Genomic DNA, 24703 nt, shown 5'->3' on the forward strand with positions numbered 1-24703 from the left:
ATGATTACGCACTTATGACAATTAAGCGTTAAAAACTGAGTGTTTTAAAGAGTTTGCGCTTTTGCCCTATATTTTGTGGCGTATTTTTAGTAAAATCCTTCTTTACCAATTACCGACAGAGTACTATGACCAAGTTTATATTTGTGACCGGTGGGGTAGTGTCCTCACTAGGAAAAGGTATTACCGCAGCCTCTCTTGCAGCAGTGCTTGAAGCACGCGGCGTGAGCGTGACGATGACCAAAATGGATCCGTATATCAACGTCGATCCAGGTACGATGAGCCCATTTCAACATGGCGAAGTGTTCGTCACCGAAGATGGCGCTGAGACCGATTTGGATTTAGGCTACTATGAGCGCTTCTTACGCCACTCTAAGATGAGTAAGAGCAATAACTTTACCAGTGGCCGTATCTATCAGAACGTTTTGAATAAAGAGCGCCGCGGTGAATATTTGGGCGGTACGGTACAGGTGATTCCGCATATCACTGATGAGATCAAAAGCAAAATTTTGGCCAGTGGCGAAGGTTACGACATCGCTATTATCGAGATTGGCGGCACGGTTGGTGATATCGAATCCCTTCCTTTTATGGAAGCAGTGCGTCAGATGCAAGTAGAGCTTGGCCGCAATAGAGCCATGCTCATGCATTTGACGCTAGTGCCTTACATCGCGAGTGCGGGTGAGACCAAAACCAAACCAACACAGCATTCGGTAAAAGAGCTGCGGTCTATCGGTTTGCAGCCTGATATTTTAATCTGCCGCTCTGATCATCATATCTCACAAGACAATCGTCGTAAGATTGCGCTGTTCACCAACGTTGAAGAGCGTGCGGTCATTATGTGTGAAGATGCGCAAAGCATTTATCAAATACCCCGTACGCTGCATGAGCAAGACCTTGATGATTTGATCTGTGAGCGTTTTGGCCTTGATGTGCCAGAAGCCGATTTGAGTGATTGGGACAAAGTGGTGGAAGCTCAGCTTAATCCTGAAGCAACGCTTACTGTTGCGATGGTCGGTAAGTATGTCGAGCTGCCTGACGCCTATAAGTCTATCAATGAAGCGTTGCTGCATGCAGGTATCACGCATAAAGCCGACGTCAAAATCGACTACATTGATGCCGAGCTTTTAGAAAGCGATAAGCAGTTATTTGCCCGTCTGAGCGATGCCGATGCGATTTTAGTGCCGGGCGGTTTTGGTGAGCGCGGCACTAATGGCAAAATAAAAGCCATTACTTATGCGCGTGAAAACCATGTGCCGTATTTGGGTATCTGCCTTGGTATGCAGCTGGCCGTGATTGAGTACGCGCGTAACGTACTTCAAATTAATGCCAACTCTTCTGAGTTTGATCGCAAAACGGCAGAGCCTATCATTGGCCTCATCACTGAATGGTTAGATGAGCGCGGTGAGCTACAGATTCGTAGTGATGACTCTGACCTTGGCGGTACCATGCGTCTAGGTGCACAGCAAGCCGAATTGGTCGCTGGTAGCAAGCTTGCCCAGATCTATGGCGCAGTTAATATTACTGAGCGTCATCGCCATCGTTATGAGATGAATAACCGCTATATCGAGCCATTAGAGCAAGCAGGTATGGCGATATCTGGTTATTCTGCTAAGCAGCATCTGGTAGAGTCGGTTGAGATTAGCGCGCATCCATGGTTTATTGCAGTACAGTTCCATCCTGAATTTACTAGCTCTCCACGCGGTGGTCACCCACTGTTTAATAGCTTTGTAAAAGCGGCGAAAAACTTTAGCGAAGCCAAGTAGTCATTGAAATAATATCATTCTGTCTATCCTAAAAAAGACTGATCTTCGGATCGGTCTTTTTTTTAGCCCGTATTTAGGGTGGGGTACGGTCGTTCACGTGTGGTAACGCTTGTGATTGATCGCTTTATAGCCACTGACGGTAGGGAATTACGCTTGAACACTTTTTTTAACGGCGCTATCGGTTACAATATAAGATAGAACCATTGATAACAATAAAGAGGAAAACGGCTGAATGGAAAACTTATTGACAGCACAGTCACACATTGCGCTTAAGACGCCTGATCATAAAATCATCAACATTGGTAATGATCAGCCATTTGTGTTGTTCGGCGGTATGAATGTCTTAGAGTCCAAAGAGCTCGCGTTCGAGATTGCCGAGCAATACGTTGAGATATGTCAACGCTTGGGTATCGGTTATGTGTTTAAAGCCAGCTTTGACAAGGCCAATCGCTCAAGCTTGCACTCTTATCGTGGCCCTGGACTCGCGCAAGGTATCGATTGGCTCGGACAAGTCAAAGAGAAATACCAAGTACCGATTATTACAGACGTACATGAGCCTCATCAAGCAGCACCAGTCGCTGAAGTTGCCGATATTATCCAGCTGCCTGCGTTTTTATCCCGTCAGACGGATTTGGTGCATGCGATGGCTAAGACGGATGCGATTATTAATATCAAAAAAGCCCAGTTCTTAGCGCCACATGAGATGCGCCATATCGTCAATAAATGCCTTGAAGGTGGTAACGATAAACTCATACTTTGTGAGCGCGGTAGTGCCTTTGGCTATAATAACCTTGTGGTGGATATGCTTGGCTTTGATACGATGAAGCAAATGAATATCCCTGTCTTCTTTGATGTGACGCATAGCCTGCAGCAACCAGGGGCACGTAGTGATAGTGCGGGGGGACGCCGAGAGCAAATTACCACGCTGGCACGTGCGGGTATGGCAACTGGATTGGCCGGACTGTTTTTAGAGGCGCATCCAAATCCAGAAGCGGCAAAATGCGATGGTCCCTGTGCCTTGAGAATGAGCCAGTTAGAGCCGTTTTTGCGTCAGCTTAAGCAGATAGATGATTTGGTCAAGGGTTTTGAGGTACTCGATACTCATTAATACCGTTCATGATACTAAATGATACTAGGAGAAAACGATGGCGATGCGAATGGCGCAGGTAAGTATCGAAAACATTGATGATGCCGAAGGGATCGATAGCATCATGACGGCGTTGAAAAATATCTCAGGCGTGACGGCTATTGAGCTAGATAAAGCGAGTAATATCGCTACCGTAAGCTATGATGATACAGATACCAGTATTCATGCTTTGACGGCGGCGATTAGTATGGTTGATTATGTGACCCAACCGTTTCCTATCGATGCCCCGCAAAACCCACGTTATGATAATTAAATAGGGTTGTCAGAGTCTGCTAAGTTGGGTTTTCTTAATAAATGAACAACCAAATAGCCTTGTTGTTGATGGCAATTCGGCTTATGCTAGTTTAGTGCTTTTTTAATAGGTCTGTAAAAGCCTATTATAAAAGCAGTTTATGTATTCATAAAAATAAGGAGCCTGACATGGCAAGCCAAACACGTATTATTCAAATTGACGGCATGACTTGCGGGGGCTGTGTGGCAAGCGTCCATACTGCTACTGCTGATATTGACGGCATAGACACGATCACGGTTGATCTGGCTGATAAGCTAGCGACAGTGACTTTCGATGATAGCAAGACCAGTATAGAGGCCATTGCTTCTGCAATCGATGACGCTGGATTTGATGCCACAGTGGCTAATTCGTAGATTGTGTCGTTCACTTAAAAAACCAGCTATCATGGCTGGTTTTTTAGTGGTTAAAAATTAGTAACAATTAGCGTTGTCTGCTTGTGACTGCTCAACTCGGCCTACATAATTAAAAAAACAAACACTAAATTTAGCGTGAGCCACTTGTTGATTTAGACTCCTCCATCCACTGATATTTTTATATCCATACCAATTTATAAATGCTATGGCGAGTGCTCTTTATGAATGATTCTACCCGTACCGACAACCCTAACCCCTACGATGTCGACACTGATATTCAATCCAGTACGCAACTGACACCGCAGCGAGCGCATCTACAGCTGGCGATCGATGGTATGAGCTGTCAAGCTTGTGCGTCACGTATTGAGAAGGTACTTAATAAAAAGCCTTCAGTGTATGACGTGAATGTGAACTTTGCAGGAGAGACCGCCAATGTGGACTATGATCCGGCGCAGACGACACCAGAGCAGATCACAGAATGGGTGAACAAAACGGGTTTTGTTGCCAATTTGCAGGCAGCCGATAGTCTGTTTTCACAGACGGATGAAGACACAGCCACCCAATACCCATGGCGATTGATTGGTTTGTGGATTTGTTTACTGCCATTTTTAGTCGGTATGGCGGGCATGCTTATCGGTCAGGGTATGGCGTGGATGCCGCCTATTTGGATACAGTTTGTCTTAGCGACGATTGTACAGTTTGGCTTTGCCTTGCCGTTCTATAAAAGCGCTTGGGCGTCCATCAAAGGCGGCCTTGCCAATATGGATGTGCTGGTCGTCATTGGCACGGTGACGATTTGGGCTTATTCAACCTACTTGTGGCTGACTCATGGCGATGGCAGCTTAAACAGTTTGCTGCAAAACAGTCATGCTGGCGGTCATGGGGTGAGTAACAGCCCAGCTGTGTATTTTGAAGCAGGTGTGATGGTCATTGCTTTTGTGCGCACTGGTAAATATCTGGAAGAACGCACCAAAAAGCACAGTTTAAACAGCATTGATTTGCTGTTGTCATTGACCCCCGATGAGGTTGAGCAGCAGCAACCAAACGGTGACTTTCATAATGTTGCCCTTAAAGATGTACAAGTGGGTGATATTTTGCGCGCAAAGCAAGGCAGCCGTGTTGCAACCGATGGGACAGTGATTGACGGTAGCGGCTGGTGCGTGGAGAGTCATTTAACGGGTGAGTCCGTGCCACTAAAAAAAGAAGGGGGCGATGGCTTGTTGGCAGGGGCTTTGGTAGAAAATGGCAGCCTATTATACCGTGTCAGTGCCAAAGGTAGCGATACCAAGCTTGGTGATATGGTACAAGCGCTGAGTGACGCTCAAGGCTCAAAAGCGAATTTGGCACGTCTTGCGGATAGAGTAACGGCTGTCTTTGTCCCCGTGGTCGTTGCCATTGCTCTGGTGACTTTTGCCGTGACATGGTGGCTGACAGGCATGGTTGATACCGCCTTGATGCATGCAGTGTCTGTACTGGTCATTGCTTGTCCATGTGCGCTTGGTTTGGCCACGCCAGCGGCGATCATGGCTGGTATGGGTGTGGCGGCGCGCCATGGCGTTTGGTTTAAGGACGCGCAAAGTCTTGAAGCCGCAGGTAACATCGATACGGTCGTACTTGATAAAACAGGTACTTTGACTGTCGGTAAACCCTCTATTGTCGATCATGTCATGGTTGATAAGTCCTTGGCGGTCGATGATGTTTTACAGATTGCCGCCAGTGTCGAGGCGCACGCCAGCCATCCACTAGCCACTGCGCTCATCAATGCGGCCGCAGAGCGTCACTTGCCGCTGTTAAACGTGAGCGACATTAGCGTGGTGAAAGGCGCGGGTATTCAAGCAAATATAGAAGGGCTGGGGCTGATAAAAGTCGGTACAGCAGAGTTTGCTAACTTGATCTTGCCAAAGTTTATGCCAAAAGTATGGCAAATTGCCAGTACCGTTGCGATTAGCGTGAATGATGAAGCGCTGGGTGCGTTTGCTCTGGCTGATGATTTAAAGGCGGATACGCCGCAAGCCATTACCGCCCTACAAGAGGCTGGTATAAAGGTCATTTTAATGAGCGGTGACAAACAGTCGGTCGTCGACCATGTGGCAGGACAGCTAGGGATCAAACAAGCGTATGGAAAAATGAGTCCGCGGGATAAAGCCAGTCAAATTGCTTTATTACAAACGGCAGGTCATAAAGTGGCGATGGCAGGAGACGGGGTTAATGATGCGCCAGCGATGGCAACCGCAGACGCCAGCTTTGCAATGTTCGAAGGCACTGATGTGGCACAGCACAGTGCTTCTGCTCGCTTGATGGGTGAGTCACTAATGCATATCGATGCGGCGCAAAAAATTGCGCAAGCAACCCTACGCAACATCAAACAAAATCTGTTTTTTGCCTTTATTTATAACTGCCTTGGTATTCCGCTTGCCGCCTTGGGCTTTTTAAATCCTATGATTGCCGCCGCTGCGATGGCGCTCAGCTCCATTTCAGTATTGATGAATGCCCTGCGTTTAACGCGGTTTAAGACAGAGGTGGCGTTAGACAATACCGTAACGGCCTCTCATATTAATACTGACCGTACTTCCAAAGTATAATGCTCATCGCTTTTAAGATCAGTGCGACCTAAAACGAGACGATAGCGACTATTATTGCGCTTTGTCGTTGATGATTATGTTTGAAATTATGGCCGCAAGTCAGAGTAAGATAAGGGCAGTTTGACAAAAAATATGCTATGATGCCAAGCATTATAGCGAGCTGTCAATATACGAAATAGACCTCCCATGGTGCGCAAAATTCGCCCATTTTACAAATGTAAAAAGCGGTTTTGGGCACAGGTGTTATACGATAGTTTGCTTTATCTTTTTTGTATTCTAGTTGCCGTTATTTATCCCACAAACTTGGCATGACCAAAGGAATTAACAGACATTATGTACGCTGAAGAAACCAACAACGTCACCGCAATTAAAGACATCCGCGCTCGTGAGATTCTCGACTCGCGCGGTAACCCAACGATCGAAGCCGATGTTATCCTCGCTGATGGCACGATTGGCCGTGCTGCTGCACCAAGTGGCGCGTCAACTGGCTCACGTGAGGCGCTTGAGCTACGTGATGGCGATAAAGATCGCTACATGGGTAAAGGGGTCAAAAAAGCCGTTGCCAATGTTAATAGCCAGATTCGCAGTGCGCTCATGGACAAAGACGTCACTGAGCAGCAAGGCATCGATGACGCTATGATTGCACTTGATGGAACAGAGAATAAAGACAGCCTTGGCGCTAATGCCATGCTAGCGGTGTCTCTCGCGACTGCCAAAGCTGCTGCTAAATCACAGAGTTTGCCCCTACATCAGTACATTGCTAACTTGCGCAACCAAACGTCGCTGACGATGCCTGTGCCAATGATGAACATTTTAAACGGTGGCGAGCACGCGGATAATACGGTTGATATCCAAGAATTCATGATTGAACCCGTGGGCTTCACAAGCTTTTCAGAAGCCCTAAGAGCGGGCACGGAGATTTTCCACAGCTTAAAGTCTGTTTTAAAATCACAAGGCTTGAACACAGCAGTGGGGGATGAAGGTGGCTTTGCACCAAACCTACGCAGCAACGAAGAAGCGATCACCGTCATCATGCAAGCGATTGAGCAAGTCGGTTACAAAGCAGGCGAAGATATCCATTTGGCGTTAGATTGTGCGGCGAGCGAATTTTACAAAAACGGTCAGTATGTGTTGGCAGGCGAAGGCAATAAAGCGTTTGATAGCCAAGGGTTCTCAGATTATTTGGTAGGTTTGGCGCGTCAATATCCTATTATTTCTATCGAAGATGGTCTTGATGAATCAGACTGGGATGGCTGGAAGTATTTGACCGAGCAGATTGGTGATAAAGTCCAATTGGTCGGCGATGATTTATTTGTAACCAATCCTACGATCTTGCAAGAAGGGATTGATAAGCACATTGCCAATGCGATTTTGATTAAATTCAATCAGATTGGCACCCTGTCAGAAACGCTAGATGCGATTTATCTTGCGAAGAAAAATGGTTATGCGACCATTATCTCGCATCGTTCAGGCGAAACTGAAGACAGCACCATTGCAGACTTGGCGGTTGGTACTGCGGCCGGTCAGATTAAAACAGGCTCATTATGCCGCTCAGATCGCGTTGCAAAATACAATCAGTTGCTACGTATCGAGCAGCAAGTACGTGCCAGCTATCGTGGTCGTGAAGAGTTCATCGGTTTACGTGGTTAATAAGCGAAGCTTGTAGCCTACGCTAAGCAATATGTAAGCATTGACGTTTATGTATTGCTTAGCTGGTTTTTATTTTATTGTCTCTACCGTTTGGCGTTATCCTTTTATGAAATACTTTAGCCAATTTATACTTCTCGCTTTAGCCGTCGCTGTCCTCTTAGGACTACAGTATCAGTATTGGCTGGGTGAAAATGGGCGCTTTGAGCACAATAAATTGCTGTCTCAAATCGAAGAGCAACAACGCCTAAATGGGAACCAAGTGACCGCCAATAACTTGTTACGCACCGATGTGCATGACTTAAAAAATGGTCTTGAGGCTGTAGAAGAGCATGCCCGTTTAGACTTAGGTTTGATAAAGCCAAACGAAACTTTCGTCCAAGTGTCTACGGCTCCTACCACCCACAGTCGTTATTAACCTCTCTTTTCATGGTCATGAGCCGTTATTGATATTCATGCCTGCGCTTATCTGTAAGCTTCCATTTATTTTACCCATCATTTCTCTCCAACTAGACTATCCATATTGTCATGGGATCAAACCATGAGTATTAATGAAAATTGCCTTATGAACACCACGCCTACCGTCCATGCCATGATTGTTGCTGCTGGTCGCGGCAGTCGTTTTGGGGCGTCTATTGCCAAGCAATATACCATGCTGCAAGGGCAGACATTGCTACAGCATAGCGTGGCAAGGCTGGCTCGTAGTGCTTATATCGATCAATGCCTATTGGTCGTGGCAGCAGATGATCGTACGGCGCAGACGCTCGATTTTGCGATTCCTGTAGCGTATGCCACGGGCGGTACCGAGCGTTGGCAATCTGTACAAGCAGGAGTCGCGGCCATTAGTCGTACAGGCGCTGCTGACTCAGCTTTAGTACTGATTCATGATGCTGCGCGTCCTGCCGTGCCTAGTTGTGATATTGATCGAGTCGTTGAAGCGGCAATGACAGAACCGTATGGCGCTATCTTAGCGACACCAGTAGCTGATACCCTAAAACTCTCCTACACACCGCCCAGTCCGCAATCTGAGCTTATACATGATCATATAGAGCAGACTCCATCCTCTTATATCAAACAAACCATCGACCGCACGCACACGTGGCAAGCGCAAACGCCGCAAGTGTTCCGACTAGGACAGTTAAGACAAGTACTCATGCAAGTGGCTAAGCAGCAACTTAGTATTACCGATGAAGCCAGTGCTTTTGAACACTTAAGTCTGCCGATTCGCTTAGTGACGGGTAGTCGCCAAAACATTAAGCTGACTTATCCCGATGACGCGGTACTCCTAACAGCGATTCTTGCTGCTCAATCCTAGTTTTTCTACTGTATTGTACTTTCCCTTCACCCTATTACTGCTGCTCCAACGGTATGCCAGCTCACACATATGGCTATCTGACCGACCATTTAGTACGATTAATAAATCAATTAAGATAAACATATGTTGCTTTGATGACTGAACTAGCATATGATGTAACCAACTTAATACAATTAATATAAACATTTATAAAATCAATAATATACAAGCCAAGTTGATGTGATCAAAGGTTTTGTCTCTATGTTTTTTTCTAAAGTTAGTATGGTTGTTTTAGCTACATTTACCTAATAATAGGGAGAAGCTGATTGTCAACAATCAATGATTCTACAAACCCAGTAACGCCAGATCTCTGCCAGCTTGTGTATCTGAGCCATATTACTTCGACTGGTCTTTCAAATTCCAGCACGCTTAACGACATCGCAGAAGTCGCCATTAAGCATAACAAAGTGGATAATATTACTGGTATTCTTTGCTACGGCAATGGCTACTTCTTACAATGTGTGGAAGGTACTGAGCAAGCGTTGACCAATCTTAAGAATCGCTTGTTGGTAGATGATCGACACAAGGACTTACAAATATTAGATTTTTCAGCACTGGCAGAACGCCGTTTTGCCGGTTGGTCACTACGCTCTATTACGCTTGAACGTTGGATGATTAATGAGCCTAAGCTTAAATCATTTATGCCATTTAAGCCCGATCGTTGGGACACTAATGAATGTCAGCAGTTTTTAGACATTTTGCAAGGCTATTACGAAGAACAAGTCAGAAGCGGAGATACGGATACGCAGCCTATAAAGTACAATACGTTAGGTATAACGTTGGGTAAGGTAGTAGGGCAACATCAGGCCTTCTTCTTAATACAGACCATACTCGGTGGCTTAATTGTATTAGCGTTACTCTGGTTGCTGCTATAAAGTAAAAATGGTTGTTGTATAAATCGTATTCGATCGTAAAAGTCAGCAATCTGTGCTGGCTTTTTTATTTGGATAACTACAGTTACGTCATCTTAGGGGTGATGTATAGTAAACCGTTAGACGCTAGAGCTACTAAGGCCGGCGGTGCTAAGAGAGGTACTGAGAGAGTAGAAACAAACAGGCATAAAAAAGCCCAATCACGCTACGTTGTGATTGGGCTTTTTGGTGGTACGCTTATTAGTCTTATTGAATGCTTTGCTGCAAACTTGCTAATAAGTGACGCCAAATAGTGGCGTCCCCAGGGGGATTCGAACCCCCGTTACCGCCGTGAAAGGGCGGTGTCCTAGGCCTCTAGACGATGGGGACTAGTAACAACACTTCAACTGCTTTCACCATTTATGCTGAAGTGGTGCGTATTCTAATAGCGTCCACGTTTTCTGTCAAGCCTTTTTCTTCTTCTTTTTAAAATTAAATATCTTTTTTTGATGGCACGGCGAGGATGCAAGTCATTACGCTTTAAATGGTGCCGAATCCATAAAGAAGTACAAGCGCTAATGGTCAACGCAAGCAGCATATAACCGAGAATAGTACCCCATAATTTGAGCTGTGGATCCATGATAAAGTCCCTCCTATTCAGCCTCGATAGCATAAGAGCTTTCGCTATCAAGGCAGTGTGGGCAACTGAAACCATCTGTAGGGTACAACGACATCGTTTTAACGTAGATTTTTACTGGTCAACCACTCGTCCTGACCTTTGAGCTATTGGTCCAAATCGCTTATTCAACGCTTGGACAAGAGGCTTACCTGCTTATGCTGACGTCAATCATATCCCTATTGATTGCAACACTAAGATGTTAAAGTCATCAAGTATTACAAATAGCACTATTATGAAAGGTTAGCAACATATGATGTGTGATAAGTGACTTATTTACTCTCACTATCGACCGTTTCTTCTTTGGTTTGCTCAGCATGCATCGCATTCGTTAGCATAGGGTAGTGATTTAAAATGTGACAAAACAGTTCGGCAGTTTTTTGCGTGTCATACAGAGCAGAATGGGCATCTTTACCATCGAAATCTAGCCCCGCTGCCTTACAAGCACGTGCCAACACTGTCTGGCCAAACGCTAATGCTGATAAGGTCACGGTATCAAATACTGAAAAATTATGAAAAGGGTTGTGGTTTTTGCTGTTGGTACGTAGCACCGCCGCATTTAAAAATGCCAAATCAAAATGGGCATTGTGTCCAATTAAAACGCACTGACGGCAGTCTTCAGCACGGCGCACTTCTTTTAAGCCCTTAAAAATACGGCGTAGGGCTGTTTTTTCATCTTCGGCAATCGCTTTACGCAGTGGGTTTTTAGGATCGATACCCGTAAAGGCAAGCGCGCTTGGTTCTAAATTTGCGCCTTCAAAAGGCTCTATATGCGCATTAAAGGCCTCACCTGGATAAAAGACACCTTGCTCATTAAGGAGCACCGGAATACAAGCGATTTCTAATAGGGCATCCGTTTGCGCATTAAAACCTGCCGTCTCAACATCCACGACGACAGGCAAAAACTTACGAAAACGGTCTTTTAAGCTCATTGGCACTTGTTCTGCTGCTGCCGTCTCTTCTGTATGACTGCTTGCAGCAACCTTGAGACTATTGTCTAAGGGGTTGTCTAAATTACTTGCTGAGTTATCGTCAGATAGGGTGGCGTCATTTTGAATGGTCATATCAGGTTAAATCGCTTTTATCAGTCGTACTGTTATATTGAATTACATAAGAATCATCCTATGATGTAAGTCACACCGTTTGCTATCAGGCGTCATTTATATCATAGGATTAAGTGTGGGCAGTCTTACTTAGTCAGCGTTACGCTTTAAGAGACCAAGGCAACATCTCACCAGCCATCAGCGGTGTGAGTCGTCCACCATCAAAATAAGGATAGTCTGCTGGCACGTGCATAGGCGTGTTGACCAGAGTAATCGTACTCTCATTGACTGGTAGGCCATAAAACTGGGCGCCGAAACGGCTGGCAAAGCCCTCTAGTTTGTCTATTTTGCCGACACTATCAAAAGCGGTGGCGTATAGTGGTAAGGCAGTGGCAGCGCTATAGCAGCCTGCACAGCCGCAAGCCGCTTCTTTTTTATCCGTCGCATGCGGAGCAGAGTCAGTGCCTAAGAAGAACTTTGGGTTGCCACTGGTCGCGACGTCTAATAACACTCTTTGATGGCTTTCACGCTTTAAGATAGGTAAGCAATAAAAATGTGGTTTGATGCCACCGACCAATAGATGGTTGCGGTTAAACATGAGATGTTGCGGCGTAATGGTGGCTGCAATTTGGTTGCCTTGGGCCAAGACAAAATCTGCTGCATCACTGGTGGTAATGTGTTCCATGACGATTTTTAACGTTGGGAATTTGACAATAATTTGTGCCAATACCTCATCTAAAAAACGTTTCTCACGGTCGAAAATATCTACATGATCTTGAGTGACTTCGCCATGGAGTAATAAGGGCAAATTGTATTTTTCTAGCGCTTCAAAAACATCGACGCAAGCATTGATATCGGTGACGCCATCAGCAGAGTTGGTGGTTGCTCCCGCAGGATAGAGCTTGACTGCTTGGACGATACCTGACCGCGCGGCCATTTCAATATCTTGTACGCTGGTGTGGTCTGTTAAATATAAGGTCATACGCGGATCAAAGGCGGCTTTTCGCTCAGCACTCAGATCACTGGCCTGTAGCTGTTCTACGATACGGGCACGATAGGCAAGCGCGTCATCGACATGCTTAACTGGTGGCACTAAGTTTGGCATGCAAATGACACGGTTAAAGCTGCTTGCAGCGTGAGGTACGGTCGTGCTCAACGCTTTGCCGTCACGCAGATGAATGTGCCAATCGTCTGGCTGAAGGAGGGTCAATTCTCTAATCGAATCAGTCATAATGTCGTAGCGCTCTGTGTCGTCATATATGGGGATAAAGGGGAGGGGTGGTGTGTGCTTATCATAACAGATTTGCCTACTTGACTAAATATGCCGCTCACTATCGACACATAATTCATAAATGACTTTTTTAACTTTATTGCATTAAACAGCCCTTAAAGACAGATGGTTATAGTGCGCTAACGCAAAAGTTAGGCCAAAAGCTCGCGCCTTATAGCAGTGGCACTTTTGCCTATAGTAAATATGATGTACACTGAGCAAGTAATTTATCTTTTGTTTGAATCTTAGCGCTTTCACTAAAACTACATTTCATAATAGGAGTTATTCATGGCTCAACTTGATCCAAAAAATATTAATAAAATCGTATTGGCATATTCAGGTGGCCTCGATACCTCCATCATTGCTAAATGGCTGCAAGAAACCTACGATGCAGAAGTGATTACCTTTACCGCGGACATCGGTCAGGGTGAAGAAGTTGAGCCAGCACGCGCGAAGGCTAAGGCCATGGGTATTAAAAATATCTACATCGAAGACTTACGTGAAGAATTTGCGCGTGATTACGTATTTCCCATGTTCCGTGCCAATGCCATCTATGAAGGTGAGTATTTACTAGGCACTTCTATCGCGCGGCCGTTGATTGCTAAGCGTTTGGTTGAGATTGCAAAAGAGCACAATGCCGATGCCATCAGCCATGGTGCGACCGGTAAAGGGAACGATCAAGTACGTTTTGAGCTGGGCGCTGTTGCCTTGTCACCAGATGTTGTGACAATTGCTCCTTGGCGCGAATGGGACTTATCGAGCCGTGAAAGCTTAATGCAATATGCCAAAGAGCACGATATTGCGATTGACTATGCGGGCAATACAAAAAAATCTCCTTACTCAATGGATGCCAACCTTCTACACATCTCTTATGAAGGTGGTATTTTAGAAGATCCATATGCCGAAGCAGAAGAAGACATGTGGCGCTGGTCTGTCAGCCCAGAAGACGCGCCTGATGAAGCGCAGTATCTAGAACTAGAGTACAAAAAAGGTGACATCGTTGCTATCGATGGTGAGGCGCTAAAGCCTTATGAAGTCATGATTAAGTTAAACGAAATCGGCGGTAAGCACGGTATTGGTCGTTTGGATATCGTTGAAAACCGTTACGTCGGTATGAAGTCACGTGGCTGCTACGAGACGCCAGCTGGCACCATCATGCTCAAAGCACATCGCGGTATTGAGTCATTGACATTAGATCGTGAAGCTGCGCATTTAAAAGATGAGCTTATGCCACGCTATGCAAAAATCATCTACAACGGCTACTGGTTCAGCCCTGAGCGTATGATGCTACAGGCATTGATTGACAAGTCGCAAGAGTACGTCAACGGAACAGTACGTGTGAAGCTCTATAAAGGCAGCGTAAGCGTAGTCGGTCGTAAGTCAGATGACTCGTTGTTTGACGAAAAGATCGCGACTTTTGAAGACGATGCGGGCGCTTACGATCAAAAAGACGCAGAAGGCTTTATCCGTCTAAACGGTCTACGTCTGGCGATCGAAGCGAGCCGTGGTCGCGACTTATCAAAGTAAGTTTGTCACGGCTTAGTGGTCCATAAAGCGCTAATACTTATATAAGACACAGAGGCACTATTGATATAGTGCCTCTGTTTTTTTATGGCGATTAGGCTTTTATCAAGGCAGTTTTTACGCACAAATGATGGATTGCCACTCTTTTCTAGTGGTCTTTTACGGCAGCTTCACTGTCAGGTTCGTCTTCGTCTACCCTGACAATAGCAACATCTTGCTGCTCACGCTCATTGATAGCGTCTTGCTCCAATACTTCTTCTGTTGCCAGAATAACACCATCAGATCTTTGCGTTTGGTATTTAAGGGTAGCGAGGGCACCCAGTACACCGATGACCAGAATAATGATGAGTATAACGGGGTTTTTCCAGAGAGGCGTTGTTGCCTCGTATTCAATCGGTTTCTCACTAATCGTGGTGGGGGTGTTGTCGCTATTACCACCGATCAACCCCAAACTAACCAAAGGTGGTTTTGGTGGATTGGCAGGTTCAGAGTTCACCCGTAGTCGATTGCGACTTAAATAGATATCAGATATTTTGGCAAGCTGCAGCAACCAGCGTTGATGTGGTAACGTAATGGCGCGCATTTCTGCAAACACTAACGTGTCATTATGGCGTCCTTGCGGTAAGTTATCAGGTGAGCGTCCGATGGCTTTTAAATAATTACCAGTTGCCATCTGCATGTCTTGGACGGGGTCCTGTTTTTTAGGCTGATATGAGGTCAGCTCATACCAGTAAGGGTCAAAAGGTGGCGGGGTGATTAATGGCGGCTCAGCGTTTAATGGTTTATGCTCTGCGGCATTCTCTGCGTTGTTTTCTACAGACGCTGCTAGGGCGGCAGACCCGTTGTCATTCCCGTTCTCATTGTCTGGTAATATGGTAGACACCGCTTGCGTCTGCTCTGCTGTAAAGCGTGCTGCCGATAAAAATTGTGGTTGTAAGGCAAACCACTTATTAATCTCATCACTGTCAAGTTGACTGTATTCTGCTAAGATCGCCAGTTCGCGTAGTACGATCACGCATAAAGCAGTTAGTAAAATTTGGATTTTTTGCGCTGGTACGTCGATTTTTGTGGCAATATGATCGCACGCTTTGATCACACGCGCACTGTCATGAAATATGGCGTCCGCGGCATCATGGCGATGATACAACGTCGCGTTGATCGTCGCAAAATTCATAGAATTATACTGGCGTAGCTCTTTGACCGCGCTACGCCCAAACAGTTTTTTGCTGACCGCTTGCCCTTGATGGTGCTGATGATAAGAAAGAAGCGCACTAATAATGGCCTGTAAGCTGGCGTCCATCGCTAATCGCGCTTGTGGTAATGATAGCTGGGCGGCATCTGCCAACAGGGACAGCATAGGTATAGTATCTTGATATAGAAAATCATACATCGACACACGTGTCGGTGAAATAGTCGTCATAATCTGCTAGCATCAAAAAGTGTGCCCCTATCTTACGGGGGCAAATGCCTTGACACAATCCCTTAATAATAGAAATTTTCTATCATTTTGCTTGATAATGCTATTCGCCGTACTGTGAACCACCGTGGGAAGTCTTATGAAAAATATCCAGAAAACCGATAAGCAGTTAGTTATTAACATTGCTGAGCAGACGTTGACGATATATCAGCAACAAACCGAAGTGACTAAATACTCAGTGTCTACTGCTAAAAACGGGATTGGTGGACAGCAAGATAGCGGTTGTACGCCGCTTGGACAACATATCATTGCAGAAAAAATAGGCGGTCGCTCTCCTATAAACGCCGTGTTTGTGGGACGCGAGCCGACTGGGGAGAGATATAGCGCGGCTCTTGGTGCGCAGCATCCTGAGCGCGACTGGATACTGAGCCGTATTTTATGGTTAAGGGGTCTGGAAAAAGGGATTAACACAGGCAGTAACAGTCAGGGTAGCTGCGACACTTATCAGCGCTATATCTATATTCATGGGACACCAGACAGCGAGCCAATGGGTGTGCCGCTCTCACATGGCTGCGTGCGTATGCGTAATACAGATATTATTGAGCTGTTTGAGCAAGTTGAAGAAGGGACGCCAGTCACGATCGTTGCTGGTTAGTTTTTATTGAACGATCATCACTAATTGAGTGGTATAAGATAAGATCGTTTTACAAATTTATGAATAAAACCTACTTAATATGGTGAAGTTTTCATTAAACGTGTGGATATAATAAGATTGTACTTAATCATTAGTGATGGATGCGTTATGGGGAACATTGTTTACTCAGTTTCTGTTCTATCATAGTGATGAGTCATCATAATTATAACTATAACCATAAGGATAATAATAATGTCTACAGAAAGTCTGGTCACCTTACAGCAAGCCTTTGATGAGCGCCGTTCTATCTATGACTTAGGCAGCGACTTACCAGTAGAGCCGCAAGCGATTGTAAATATGGCAGAACGGGTTTTATTGCATACTCCTTCAGCCTTTAACTCACAGTCGTCGCGCTTAGTGGTGTTGTTTGGGGAGCAACATCAGCAGTTGTGGGACATCACAGAAGAAAAGCTACGTGAGGCGGTGGGTGATGGTGATTTTTCTAGTAGCAAACAAAAACTGGATGGCTTTCGTGCCGCGGCTGGCACGATACTGTTTTATGAAGATAAAAATGTGACTAAGTCGCTACAGGAAAAGTTTGCCCTATATGCCGATAAATTCCCTGTTTGGGCCCAGCACACCTCAGCGATGCATCAGTACGCGATGTGGACAGAGCTACGCACATTAAATGTCGGCGCCAATCTACAGCACTACAATCCGCTTGTCGATGAAGAGGCAGCGGCGGCTTTTGCTATTCCAGAGAGCTGGGAGTTGGTTGCACAAATGCCATTTGGCAGTATTGGTGAGCCTGCTGGAGAAAAAAGCTATCAGCTTGTTAGTGAGCGCATGAAAGTACTCGGTTTGGGTAGCTAATGACTTAGCACTAAAAAACAACTGTTAAGCTAAAAAAAAGACAGCCCTTATAAAGCGAGCTGTCTTTTTTATGCGATGTTTTGATGATTGTTTTTAAGGATACTTACCAAAATATCGAGGCGTTTCTCACTTTGTCTAAGCGTTTTTCGATGCGTTTAGGGTCTTTTTCTTGTTTTGCCGCAAACCAACCCGCACCATATAAAGCATTAGACTCTGATGCTGATTTTAGTTGATAATGCTGTTGGTATTGCGTGTGAGCATGACCCCGATCTAACGCCTTTTGCGCTTTTATCAAACGTTTTAGCCAGCGTTTGATTGTCTTTTTAGAGCCTTTTTTATGAAATAAGGGCGCAGCAAACTCACTGATATGGCGTAACTCTTCTATATGACAGCGCAACTGATATTGGGCTTGCGCCTCATCATTGTCTTCTGCATCAATGTTTTGTGTGTCAGTGCTATCAGGCTCAGCACACTCAGCATTGCTTTCATCAACCAATGTCTTATCGACTTTGAGTAATTTTTTATGCTGCTTGGACAGAACCTTGGTGAGCTTGTCAATGGCGGGCTTATCAGCTTGGGGTTCAAGGCTTGGGTCACTCATGGTAAAGGCGATCAGCTCTAGTAAAGTGAGCTGAAAGTCATTGGCGCGTGCCACGTCTACGGGCTTAATTTTGAGCGCATCGATATCGGTTGTCCAGTCGACTACAGGCGAGCCTAGCTCCTGTAGCTGAGGCTCGATATGATCTGCCAAATGAGTCAGTTCTCTATGATCGCTAAGTAATGTGGCGGTTTGCTTAAGTATCGGCTGCCAGTCAGGATTGATCTCGTCAGAGAAACTAGCAAACGCCGTTATGGCAGTACGCAAACGATTGATACCGTTATGCAGTTGTAAAACGTGCTCATTGTCCATGCTACCGGCTACGATAGCACTGCTGTTCGGTAGTATTTGTAACAAACAGTTATGTACTGCTGCCCGTACAAAGGCGGGCATGCTGGTTTTTTTATTGATGTTTAGATGACTGAGGTCAGCGCCAACCGCGCGACTGTGGTTTTGGTTTTTGATGAGCAGGCCACCGCGTTCGGCTTTAGTCACAGTAGACAAGCAGAGTTTGTAGCGCTTACACCATGTTTTGGCGGTCATAAATAAAAAGTCTAAATCTCCTGCCAGCAATTCAAACTCAATCTCTTGAATCGTGTCTCGCTGGGTGTCGTCATTACCATGGACAATCTCTCCATGATCGTATGCCATCTCAATCTGGTTATCAGTGTCATCACGATCGTCTTCTGTGAGCAATCTTGTGGTGCGCTCTACATCAGTGACGTACAATCGTGTCAGTGTTTTTGCTAACTTTTTGAGCTTAAAGTCCTCTAAAGCTGGGGCGATTGCAGTATCTTTGTAGATGGTTAAATCAGGCATAAGCGCATTATTGTCTAGCATCGCTTGTACCTGCTCACTGTCTAATTCGGCGTTATGCTCTAAACGGGCGGCAATACCATCACCGCCCGCTTTGATGGTTTGTACCCAGGTATCGCCCTCTTTACGAATACGAAGGCCAATACCAGCTTGTGCCAGTTGTTGATCTGGTGTGTCGTAATAGTGGGCAGCCAGTTGCGTCACCTGTGAAGATTTAACTTTTGCTTGGCGCATCAACCCTTTTAATCGTGAGTCGGGTACTAAAAACTTCAGCTCTATCTCTTGCATGACGGCTCCTTAATATTCTGACTGATGGCTTTGATTAACAATTATTAGTCTACCATTCTACCGTTATTTAAACCGCAATAAAAAAGCCGCTCTACATCTCGTAGAGCGGCTTTTTTTGTAACTTGTATTTACAGGCTGTCGGTTATTAGAACTGGTTCATTGTGTTCTTGCCGCCGCCAGCTTTAAGGGCATTTTCACCTGAGAAGATCTCTTTGTGGTCATCGCCAAGGTCAGAACCTGCCATTGCTTGGTGCTTCACACAAGCGATGCCTTCACGGATCTCTTTACGTTGTACACCAGCTGCATAAGCAAGCATACCTTCTTCACCGAAGTAGCCTTTAGCAAGTTCATGAACGCTAAGAGCAGTGGTGTGATAAGTAGGTAGCGTGATTAAGTGATGGAACACACCAGCTTCACGTGATGCATCACGTTGGAAGTTTTGAGCCGCGACATCAGCAGCTTGATCTAACTCAGTACCGTCATAATCTGCACTCATCAAGTCATCTTTGTTGTACTTAGAGATGTCTTTGCCTTCTTCTTCCCACTGAGCGATGATTTGCTTACGGAAGTTAAGCGTCCAGTTGAATGATGGGCTGTTGTTATAAACAAGCTTCGCTTTAGGCTGCTGCTCTTTAATACGATCAACCATCATTTTGATGTGTTCTACGTCTGGAGTAGGGGTTTCGATCCATAATAGATCGGCACCATTTTCTAACGCTGTTACACAGTCAAGTACCACGCGGTCGATGTTCGTTTCTTCGCGGAACTGATATAGACCGTTGGCCAAACGTACTGGACGTACTAGTTTGCCGTTGTGCTTAAGCAAGCTGTCGTTCTCTTTTGCTTCTTCAAGAGACACTTCTTCCATTTCGATAAAATCGATGTATTTAGAAGCAAGGTCGCCTGGCTCTTGAGATACTGGGATCTTTTGAGTCAACGATGCGCCTTCAGAGTCAGTACGGGCAACGATCACACCGTCTTCAACACCAAGCTCTAAGAAAGCATAACGAATCGCGTTGATTTTAGCGATATAGTCTTCGTGCGGTACTGTGACTTTACCCGCTTGGTGACCACACTGCTTAGCGTCAGAGACTTGGTTCTCAACCTGAATAGCACAAGCACCCGCTTCGATCATTTGCTTTGTTAATAGGTAAGTTGCTTCTTCATTGCCAAAACCTGCATCGATATCAGCAATGATTGGCACCACATGCGAATCAAAGTTTTCGATTTTTTCTAGGATAGCTGAGGTATCTTGACCGGCTTCTTCAGCAGCGTTTAGCTCACGGAAATAATCATTCAATACTTTAGCATCAGCTTGGCGCAAGAAAGTGTAGATTTCTTCGATTAGCTTAGGTACTGATGTTTTTTCGTGCATAGATTGGTCAGGAAGAGGACCAAACTCAGAACGTAGGGCTGCTACCATCCAGCCTGATAGGTAGATGTAAGTTTTAGCGGTCGTACCAAAGTATTTTTTCTTAGCATACATGGTTTGCTGAGCCACAAAACCATGCCACGCACCTAAAGACTGGGTGTATTGAGACGTATCATTGTCATAGTCTTCCATGTCTTGACGCATGATTTTTGCAGTATATTTTGCGATATCTAAACCGGTTTTAAAACGGTTTTGTGACATCATACGTGCTGCATCGGTTTCGCTGATATTTTGCCAGTTACCGTGCTTTTGCTTTAATTCACGTACTAAATCGATCGCTGATTTATATGCAGTTGACATCTATAGTCTCCTTGGTGGGGTGTAAAAAAGAAATTAAGGGCTAAAATAATGACGATTGTGTGTGACTAAAAAATTTGGCTTTACTAAAAAAGGGTATGCTCAGGCTTTTATCAAGGGTGGTGACATCTTCGTAAAGTGCGATATACGGATAAGCTATCAGTTAACGCTTTCTTTACCCTAACCAAACCCATCCTCTAATACAAGCAAATGGCTGAACTCATGAGTTAAAAAATAATGGGTGACCGATGGAAAAGGACAGAGATACTAATGCGTTCTAAGGGGCTGACGCTATTTATTGGCCCACGGTGTCACAATTGGCGACAAGAAATGTTACAATAATAGCGGATCAGTACGATCAATGAATCGTGTTAAGGCACTAATGTGCAGTCCTTATAAATCGTCACCTAATAATATTTTTCTATTTTCTACCGTTTATGACCTTTAACGTACTATAGGGTTGGGTCATTCAAGTGACGGTAGTGAGCGTATAAAACCAGATTTTATTGTCTGTGTTACCAATCATCTATGAGACTCACTATAACTGCCTTACCAAGATTTATCTAATTTATGATAATTATCTTGGGTATTTTCATTGTTTATAATATAATAATAACAGCATCTTACGTTGATAATATTGGGTTGTATTGAGTGAAAAACAGACGAAATCAGATAAAAAATAGCGAAATCACATTGTGATAGACTGTAAATGATGAAAGCAGCATTAAAAGTGCCACGCTTATAACGGCATTTATTCCAAGGCTAAGAGAACGACATATGAATTTGCAGCGAGTAGATTTAAATTTATTGGTACACTTAGATGTGCTGCTACGAGAAAAAAATGTGACTCGCGCAGCCGAGCAGCTTGGTATTACCCAACCTGCGATGAGTAATATTTTACGGCGTTTACGTAAACTGTTTAATGATCCATTACTTGTTCGTTCGTCTGAGGGGATGACGCCAACTGAGCGTGCGTTAGAGCTGCAACCTCGTATTCGTGAGATACTTGCAGATTTGACGCAAGTGTTAGAGCCGCGCACTGAATTTCGTCCTTATAGTACCTCGCGCGTCTTTCGCATTATGACGTCCGACTATGCAGAAGCCACTTTGGTACCAAAATTGGTCAAAGCGTTACGTTCTGAAGCACCCAATGTCATTTTAGACTTCTTGACGCCATCGGACGTCTCTTATCGTGACATGGAGCAGGGACGAGTGGATTTAGCGATTAACCGCTTTAATGAGATCCCGCAAAGCTTTCACCAGGTTTTGGTGTGGCGTGATACTTTCAGTTGTCTGTTGTCCTCTGAAAGCCCTTATGCCAATCGTTTTAATTTAAAAAACTATCTGAAGGCTCAGCATGTCTGGGTGTCTAAAACGGGTATGGGGGTGGGATTCGGCGTTAATCCAGAAAAATCTGGTGGCCTAGGTTCTATTGATCAAGCGTTGCAACGTCTGGGACAAAAAAGACAAATCAGTGTCTTCACCCGTCATTATCAAATGCCAGCCATGCTAGCAGCAAACAAAGATTTGATTGCCACGTTACCCACTCGCGTAGCAAAAATGCAGGCCAATAACGACAGCATAAAGATGGAAGAGCCACCATTTTTTATTCCTGAGTTTGAGCTGACAATGGCGTGGTCGCCTTTGTTGCAGCATCACCCTGCCCATCGCTGGTTGCGCCAGCTTATCATGCATGTAGCTCGCCAAATTGTTGATGAAGAAGAGAACCCACCGCAAGACATACCGGTGATGAACCACTTGTTTTAAGCGATTTGTCTCTTAGTTTAGCGTCATTGTTTACGAAACCAGCCTTATGGCTGGTTTTTTTATTTGTCTGATGGGTTAACACGTTTGGTCTAAAACCTAAGCGTAATCCATAACACCGTCACATTCTTAACATCTTATGCACACTTCTTCATAACTTGTAAAACTACTCCCAATGCATTTTGTTATGATGAATACATATTAAGAAAAAAAGACAGAGACGTGGCCTATTGTTAAGCTATAAGATATGATTAAAATTTTTATAATGATTGATATTTTTAATTTTTAGCAGTTTAAGCGTTAACACTATCCTAGTGTTATGTCTTCTTTTTCTAAATGATCACGTTTTTAAGTTAACACAAAATTTCGATAAATAAGGACAATAAAAATGGCAGATATTACTACAGTGAACCCAGCGACGGGCGAAGATATCAAAGAATACAACTATATGAGCACAGACGAGGTCAACAAGATTGTTGAAGCCTCACATCAAGCGTTCCTAGAGTGGCGCAAAACCAGCCATGAAGAGCGAGCAAAGGTCATTACTTCAATTGGCGAGACGTTAATGAAGTATAAAGAAGAGCTGTCTAAGCTGATGACTGAGGAGCGTGGCAAACTTTACAGTCAGAGTCTACAAGAAATAGATTTGTGTAAGGGAATTTGTGATTACACGGCCCAGAAGGGCGTAGAAGCACTGACAGATGATGAGCGAGATATTGAAGGTCTGAAAAAAGGTATTGTGACTTATCAGCCTATCGGGGTGATTTATGGTATGCAGCCTTGGAATTTTCCTGCGTATCAAGTATTCCGTTATACCATCGCCAACCTAATGGCGGGTAACAGTGTCCTGCTTAAGCACGCCTCAAACGTTACGGGCTCGGGCTTACTGATTGAAAAAATATTCCATGAGTCGGATTTACCAAACGATTTGTTCCGTACTATCTTAATCGACCACGATCAATCAGAAAAATTGATCGGCCATGATAAAGTACGCGGCGTGACTCTCACAGGGAGTGACGGCGCAGGGAGCATCGTTGGTCAACAAGCGGCAAAAGCAATCAAAAAATCTGTGTTAGAGTTAGGCTCAAATGATGCCTTTATCGTTTTAGAAGATGCAGACCTAGAGCTGGCAGTAGAAACCTGTACTCAAGCGCGCCTCATCAATAATGGCGAAACCTGTGTCGCAGCGAAGCGCTTTATCGTGGTTGATAGTGTATACGATGAATTTCGTAAACGCATTATCGAAAAGTTTGAAAGCAAAAAAGCCGGCGATCCCATGGATAAAAGCTCCGACTTTGGTCCATTAGCGCGCAAAGACCTACAAGAGAAGTTGCATGAACAAGTAGAGGAAAGCGTGAATAAAGGCGCGACTATATCAGTTGGTGGTAAACTGCCAGCAGGTAAAGGTAGCTTTTATCCAGCGACTATTTTGGAAAATGTTAAAAAAGGTCAGCCCGCTTATGATGACGAGCTATTCGGTCCAGTCGCCTCGCTCATCCGTGCCAAAGATCAAGACGATGCCTTACGTATTGCCAATGACAGTCGTTATGGCTTAGGTGGTGCTATCTTCTCTAAAGATGAAGAAAAAGCCATCCGTCTCGCTCGTGAAGAGTTTGATACAGGCATGGTCTATATCAATGGTTACGGTCTTGCAAACCCAGCATTACCGTTCGGTGGGGTGAAAAACTCAGGCCATGGTCGTGAGCATGGTGGTTTTGGTATCAAAGAGTTTGTAAATATCAAAGGCCTCCATGTGCATAAAGGTCAATAGTTTTGAGTCACTTGATAGTTAAGCCGTTTTAAGTGTTTATTAGCTTATAAATACTAGAAAGCCCCGCCATTTGAACTGACCCCCATAAGTTGGACGCAACTTATGGGGTATTTTTATGCGTTACGATCTGGACTTTAAGATGCAAGTCATCGCATACTATCGGCAAGGACATACCGGAGTCGCAACAGCAAAGAAGTTTGGACTTGATAAAAAGATAATCTCTAGATGGGTTAAGCAATATCAAAGTGGCGGTATAGAGGCTATCAAGCCAAAGACAGGCAAAGCTAACTATAATAGCGAGTTTAAATACCAAG

21 protein-coding genes and 1 tRNA gene are annotated in these 24703 nt (G+C 44.7%); 15 read left to right on the forward strand and 7 right to left on the reverse strand.

Annotated elements, in window-relative coordinates; translation table 11 throughout:
* The first annotated feature begins 125 nt into the window (after positions 1 to 125).
* The 9 genes from B2P60_RS04640 (at position 126) to B2P60_RS04680 (ending at position 10010) form a co-directional block, all read left to right on the forward strand.
* Entirely contained in the window at positions 126 to 1760 is a 1635-nt protein-coding gene (locus tag B2P60_RS04640; RefSeq protein ID WP_286739699.1) for a CTP synthase, read from the forward strand.
* 232 nt (positions 1761 to 1992) lie between these two features.
* Positions 1993 to 2868, forward strand: a complete 876-nt coding sequence (kdsA, locus tag B2P60_RS04645) for a 3-deoxy-8-phosphooctulonate synthase (protein WP_286739700.1) — start codon at positions 1993 to 1995, stop codon at positions 2866 to 2868.
* 37 nt (positions 2869 to 2905) lie between these two features.
* Positions 2906 to 3160 (forward strand): heavy-metal-associated domain-containing protein, encoded by a 255-nt coding sequence (locus B2P60_RS04650; protein ID WP_286739702.1) that lies wholly within the window; start codon positions 2906 to 2908, stop codon positions 3158 to 3160.
* A gap of 167 nt (positions 3161 to 3327) precedes the next feature.
* On the forward strand, positions 3328 to 3552 hold the full coding sequence (locus B2P60_RS04655; protein ID WP_193006105.1) for a heavy-metal-associated domain-containing protein: 225 nt from the start codon (positions 3328 to 3330) through the stop codon (positions 3550 to 3552).
* Positions 3553 to 3773: 221 nt separating this feature from the next.
* Positions 3774 to 6134 carry a heavy metal translocating P-type ATPase gene (locus B2P60_RS04660; RefSeq protein WP_286739703.1) on the forward strand — a complete coding sequence of 787 codons (2361 nt, stop codon included), beginning with the start codon at positions 3774 to 3776 and terminating at the stop codon, positions 6132 to 6134.
* A gap of 333 nt (positions 6135 to 6467) precedes the next feature.
* On the forward strand, positions 6468 to 7784 hold the full coding sequence (gene eno / locus B2P60_RS04665; protein WP_286739704.1) for a phosphopyruvate hydratase: 1317 nt from the start codon (positions 6468 to 6470) through the stop codon (positions 7782 to 7784).
* 106 nt (positions 7785 to 7890) lie between these two features.
* Positions 7891 to 8199, forward strand: coding sequence for an FtsB family cell division protein (locus B2P60_RS04670; protein WP_193006129.1), 309 nt, complete (start codon positions 7891 to 7893; stop codon positions 8197 to 8199).
* Positions 8200 to 8322: 123 nt separating this feature from the next.
* Complete coding sequence (ispD, locus tag B2P60_RS04675) at positions 8323 to 9096, forward strand: 2-C-methyl-D-erythritol 4-phosphate cytidylyltransferase (RefSeq protein ID WP_286739705.1); 774 nt, start codon at positions 8323 to 8325, stop codon at positions 9094 to 9096.
* 305 nt (positions 9097 to 9401) lie between these two features.
* Complete coding sequence (locus B2P60_RS04680) at positions 9402 to 10010, forward strand: BLUF domain-containing protein (protein WP_286739707.1); 609 nt, start codon at positions 9402 to 9404, stop codon at positions 10008 to 10010.
* 290 nt (positions 10011 to 10300) lie between these two features.
* Here B2P60_RS04680 and B2P60_RS04685 read toward each other — a convergent pair.
* The 4 genes from B2P60_RS04685 to pyrC form a co-directional block, all read right to left on the reverse strand.
* Positions 10301 to 10376 (reverse strand) — tRNA-Glu (locus B2P60_RS04685).
* A 52-nt stretch (positions 10377 to 10428) separates the two neighbouring features.
* Positions 10429 to 10626, reverse strand: coding sequence for a hypothetical protein (locus tag B2P60_RS04690; RefSeq protein WP_193006109.1), 198 nt, complete (start codon positions 10624 to 10626; stop codon positions 10429 to 10431).
* Between the two features lie 308 nt (positions 10627 to 10934).
* Positions 10935 to 11726: a ribonuclease T gene (gene rnt / locus B2P60_RS04695; protein ID WP_414706623.1), complete on the reverse strand. Its 792-nt coding sequence runs from the start codon at positions 11724 to 11726 to the stop codon at positions 10935 to 10937.
* 139 nt (positions 11727 to 11865) lie between these two features.
* On the reverse strand, positions 11866 to 12936 hold the full coding sequence (gene pyrC / locus B2P60_RS04700; protein WP_286739710.1) for a dihydroorotase: 1071 nt from the start codon (positions 12934 to 12936) through the stop codon (positions 11866 to 11868).
* 327 nt (positions 12937 to 13263) lie between these two features.
* Here pyrC and B2P60_RS04705 point away from each other — a divergent pair, with 327 nt between their 5' ends.
* A complete protein-coding gene (locus B2P60_RS04705) occupies positions 13264 to 14502 on the forward strand; it encodes an argininosuccinate synthase (RefSeq protein WP_193006111.1) in 1239 nt (412 codons plus the stop codon).
* Between the two features lie 145 nt (positions 14503 to 14647).
* On the opposite strand, the gene B2P60_RS04710 is transcribed toward B2P60_RS04705, so the two are convergent.
* A complete protein-coding gene (locus tag B2P60_RS04710) occupies positions 14648 to 15919 on the reverse strand; it encodes a hypothetical protein (protein ID WP_286739711.1) in 1272 nt (423 codons plus the stop codon).
* Positions 15920 to 16055: 136 nt separating this feature from the next.
* Here B2P60_RS04710 and B2P60_RS04715 point away from each other — a divergent pair, with 136 nt between their 5' ends.
* Together B2P60_RS04715 and B2P60_RS04720 are read left to right on the forward strand one after the other, a co-directional pair.
* Positions 16056 to 16571: a L,D-transpeptidase gene (locus B2P60_RS04715; protein WP_286739712.1), complete on the forward strand. Its 516-nt coding sequence runs from the start codon at positions 16056 to 16058 to the stop codon at positions 16569 to 16571.
* A 231-nt stretch (positions 16572 to 16802) separates the two neighbouring features.
* A complete protein-coding gene (locus tag B2P60_RS04720; protein ID WP_286739713.1) occupies positions 16803 to 17423 on the forward strand; it encodes a nitroreductase family protein in 621 nt (206 codons plus the stop codon).
* A gap of 103 nt (positions 17424 to 17526) precedes the next feature.
* Here B2P60_RS04720 and B2P60_RS04725 read toward each other — a convergent pair whose 3' ends face one another.
* Positions 17527 to 19125: a CYTH and CHAD domain-containing protein gene (locus tag B2P60_RS04725; RefSeq protein ID WP_286739714.1), complete on the reverse strand. Its 1599-nt coding sequence runs from the start codon at positions 19123 to 19125 to the stop codon at positions 17527 to 17529.
* Between the two features lie 145 nt (positions 19126 to 19270).
* On the reverse strand, positions 19271 to 20857 hold the full coding sequence (locus tag B2P60_RS04730) for an isocitrate lyase (protein ID WP_193006116.1): 1587 nt from the start codon (positions 20855 to 20857) through the stop codon (positions 19271 to 19273).
* 774 nt (positions 20858 to 21631) lie between these two features.
* On the opposite strand from B2P60_RS04730, the gene B2P60_RS04735 reads away from it, so the two are divergent.
* The 3 genes from B2P60_RS04735 to B2P60_RS04745 all read left to right on the forward strand — a co-directional run.
* Positions 21632 to 22621, forward strand: coding sequence for a LysR family transcriptional regulator (locus tag B2P60_RS04735; protein ID WP_193006117.1), 990 nt, complete (start codon positions 21632 to 21634; stop codon positions 22619 to 22621).
* 385 nt (positions 22622 to 23006) lie between these two features.
* Positions 23007 to 24389 (forward strand): NAD-dependent succinate-semialdehyde dehydrogenase, encoded by a 1383-nt coding sequence (locus B2P60_RS04740; protein WP_286739715.1) that lies wholly within the window; start codon positions 23007 to 23009, stop codon positions 24387 to 24389.
* A 115-nt stretch (positions 24390 to 24504) separates the two neighbouring features.
* A partial coding sequence (locus B2P60_RS04745; RefSeq protein ID WP_286739716.1) for a helix-turn-helix domain-containing protein occupies positions 24505 to 24703 on the forward strand: 199 nt, incomplete at its 3' end.

Source organism: Psychrobacter sp. UBA3068 (assembly GCF_002366815.1).
In the GTDB taxonomy this organism is placed as follows: Bacteria; Pseudomonadota; Gammaproteobacteria; order Pseudomonadales; family Moraxellaceae; genus Psychrobacter; species Psychrobacter namhaensis.

Excerpts from the sequence above, each read along its gene's own strand:
- B2P60_RS04690 (WP_193006109.1), bottom strand. The coding sequence starts at position 10,626 with ATGGATCCACAGCTCAAATTATGGGGTACTATTCTCGGTTATATGCTG.
- B2P60_RS04670 (WP_193006129.1), top strand. The coding sequence starts at position 7,891 with ATGAAATACTTTAGCCAATTTATACTTCTCGCTTTAGCCGTCGCTGTC.
- B2P60_RS04660 (WP_286739703.1), top strand. The coding sequence starts at position 3,774 with ATGAATGATTCTACCCGTACCGACAACCCTAACCCCTACGATGTCGAC.
- B2P60_RS04730 (WP_193006116.1), bottom strand. The coding sequence starts at position 20,857 with ATGTCAACTGCATATAAATCAGCGATCGATTTAGTACGTGAATTAAAG.
- B2P60_RS04655 (WP_193006105.1), top strand. The coding sequence starts at position 3,328 with ATGGCAAGCCAAACACGTATTATTCAAATTGACGGCATGACTTGCGGG.
- B2P60_RS04710 (WP_286739711.1), bottom strand. The coding sequence starts at position 15,919 with ATGACGACTATTTCACCGACACGTGTGTCGATGTATGATTTTCTATAT.
- B2P60_RS04705 (WP_193006111.1), top strand. The coding sequence starts at position 13,264 with ATGGCTCAACTTGATCCAAAAAATATTAATAAAATCGTATTGGCATAT.
- rnt (WP_414706623.1), bottom strand. The coding sequence starts at position 11,726 with ATGACCATTCAAAATGACGCCACCCTATCTGACGATAACTCAGCAAGT.
- kdsA (WP_286739700.1), top strand. The coding sequence starts at position 1,993 with ATGGAAAACTTATTGACAGCACAGTCACACATTGCGCTTAAGACGCCT.
- B2P60_RS04715 (WP_286739712.1), top strand. The coding sequence starts at position 16,056 with ATGAAAAATATCCAGAAAACCGATAAGCAGTTAGTTATTAACATTGCT.
- B2P60_RS04735 (WP_193006117.1), top strand. The coding sequence starts at position 21,632 with ATGAATTTGCAGCGAGTAGATTTAAATTTATTGGTACACTTAGATGTG.
- B2P60_RS04725 (WP_286739714.1), bottom strand. The coding sequence starts at position 19,125 with ATGCAAGAGATAGAGCTGAAGTTTTTAGTACCCGACTCACGATTAAAA.
- B2P60_RS04720 (WP_286739713.1), top strand. The coding sequence starts at position 16,803 with ATGTCTACAGAAAGTCTGGTCACCTTACAGCAAGCCTTTGATGAGCGC.
- B2P60_RS04740 (WP_286739715.1), top strand. The coding sequence starts at position 23,007 with ATGGCAGATATTACTACAGTGAACCCAGCGACGGGCGAAGATATCAAA.
- pyrC (WP_286739710.1), bottom strand. The coding sequence starts at position 12,936 with ATGACTGATTCGATTAGAGAATTGACCCTCCTTCAGCCAGACGATTGG.
- eno (WP_286739704.1), top strand. The coding sequence starts at position 6,468 with ATGTACGCTGAAGAAACCAACAACGTCACCGCAATTAAAGACATCCGC.
- B2P60_RS04650 (WP_286739702.1), top strand. The coding sequence starts at position 2,906 with ATGGCGATGCGAATGGCGCAGGTAAGTATCGAAAACATTGATGATGCC.
- B2P60_RS04640 (WP_286739699.1), top strand. The coding sequence starts at position 126 with ATGACCAAGTTTATATTTGTGACCGGTGGGGTAGTGTCCTCACTAGGA.
- ispD (WP_286739705.1), top strand. The coding sequence starts at position 8,323 with ATGAGTATTAATGAAAATTGCCTTATGAACACCACGCCTACCGTCCAT.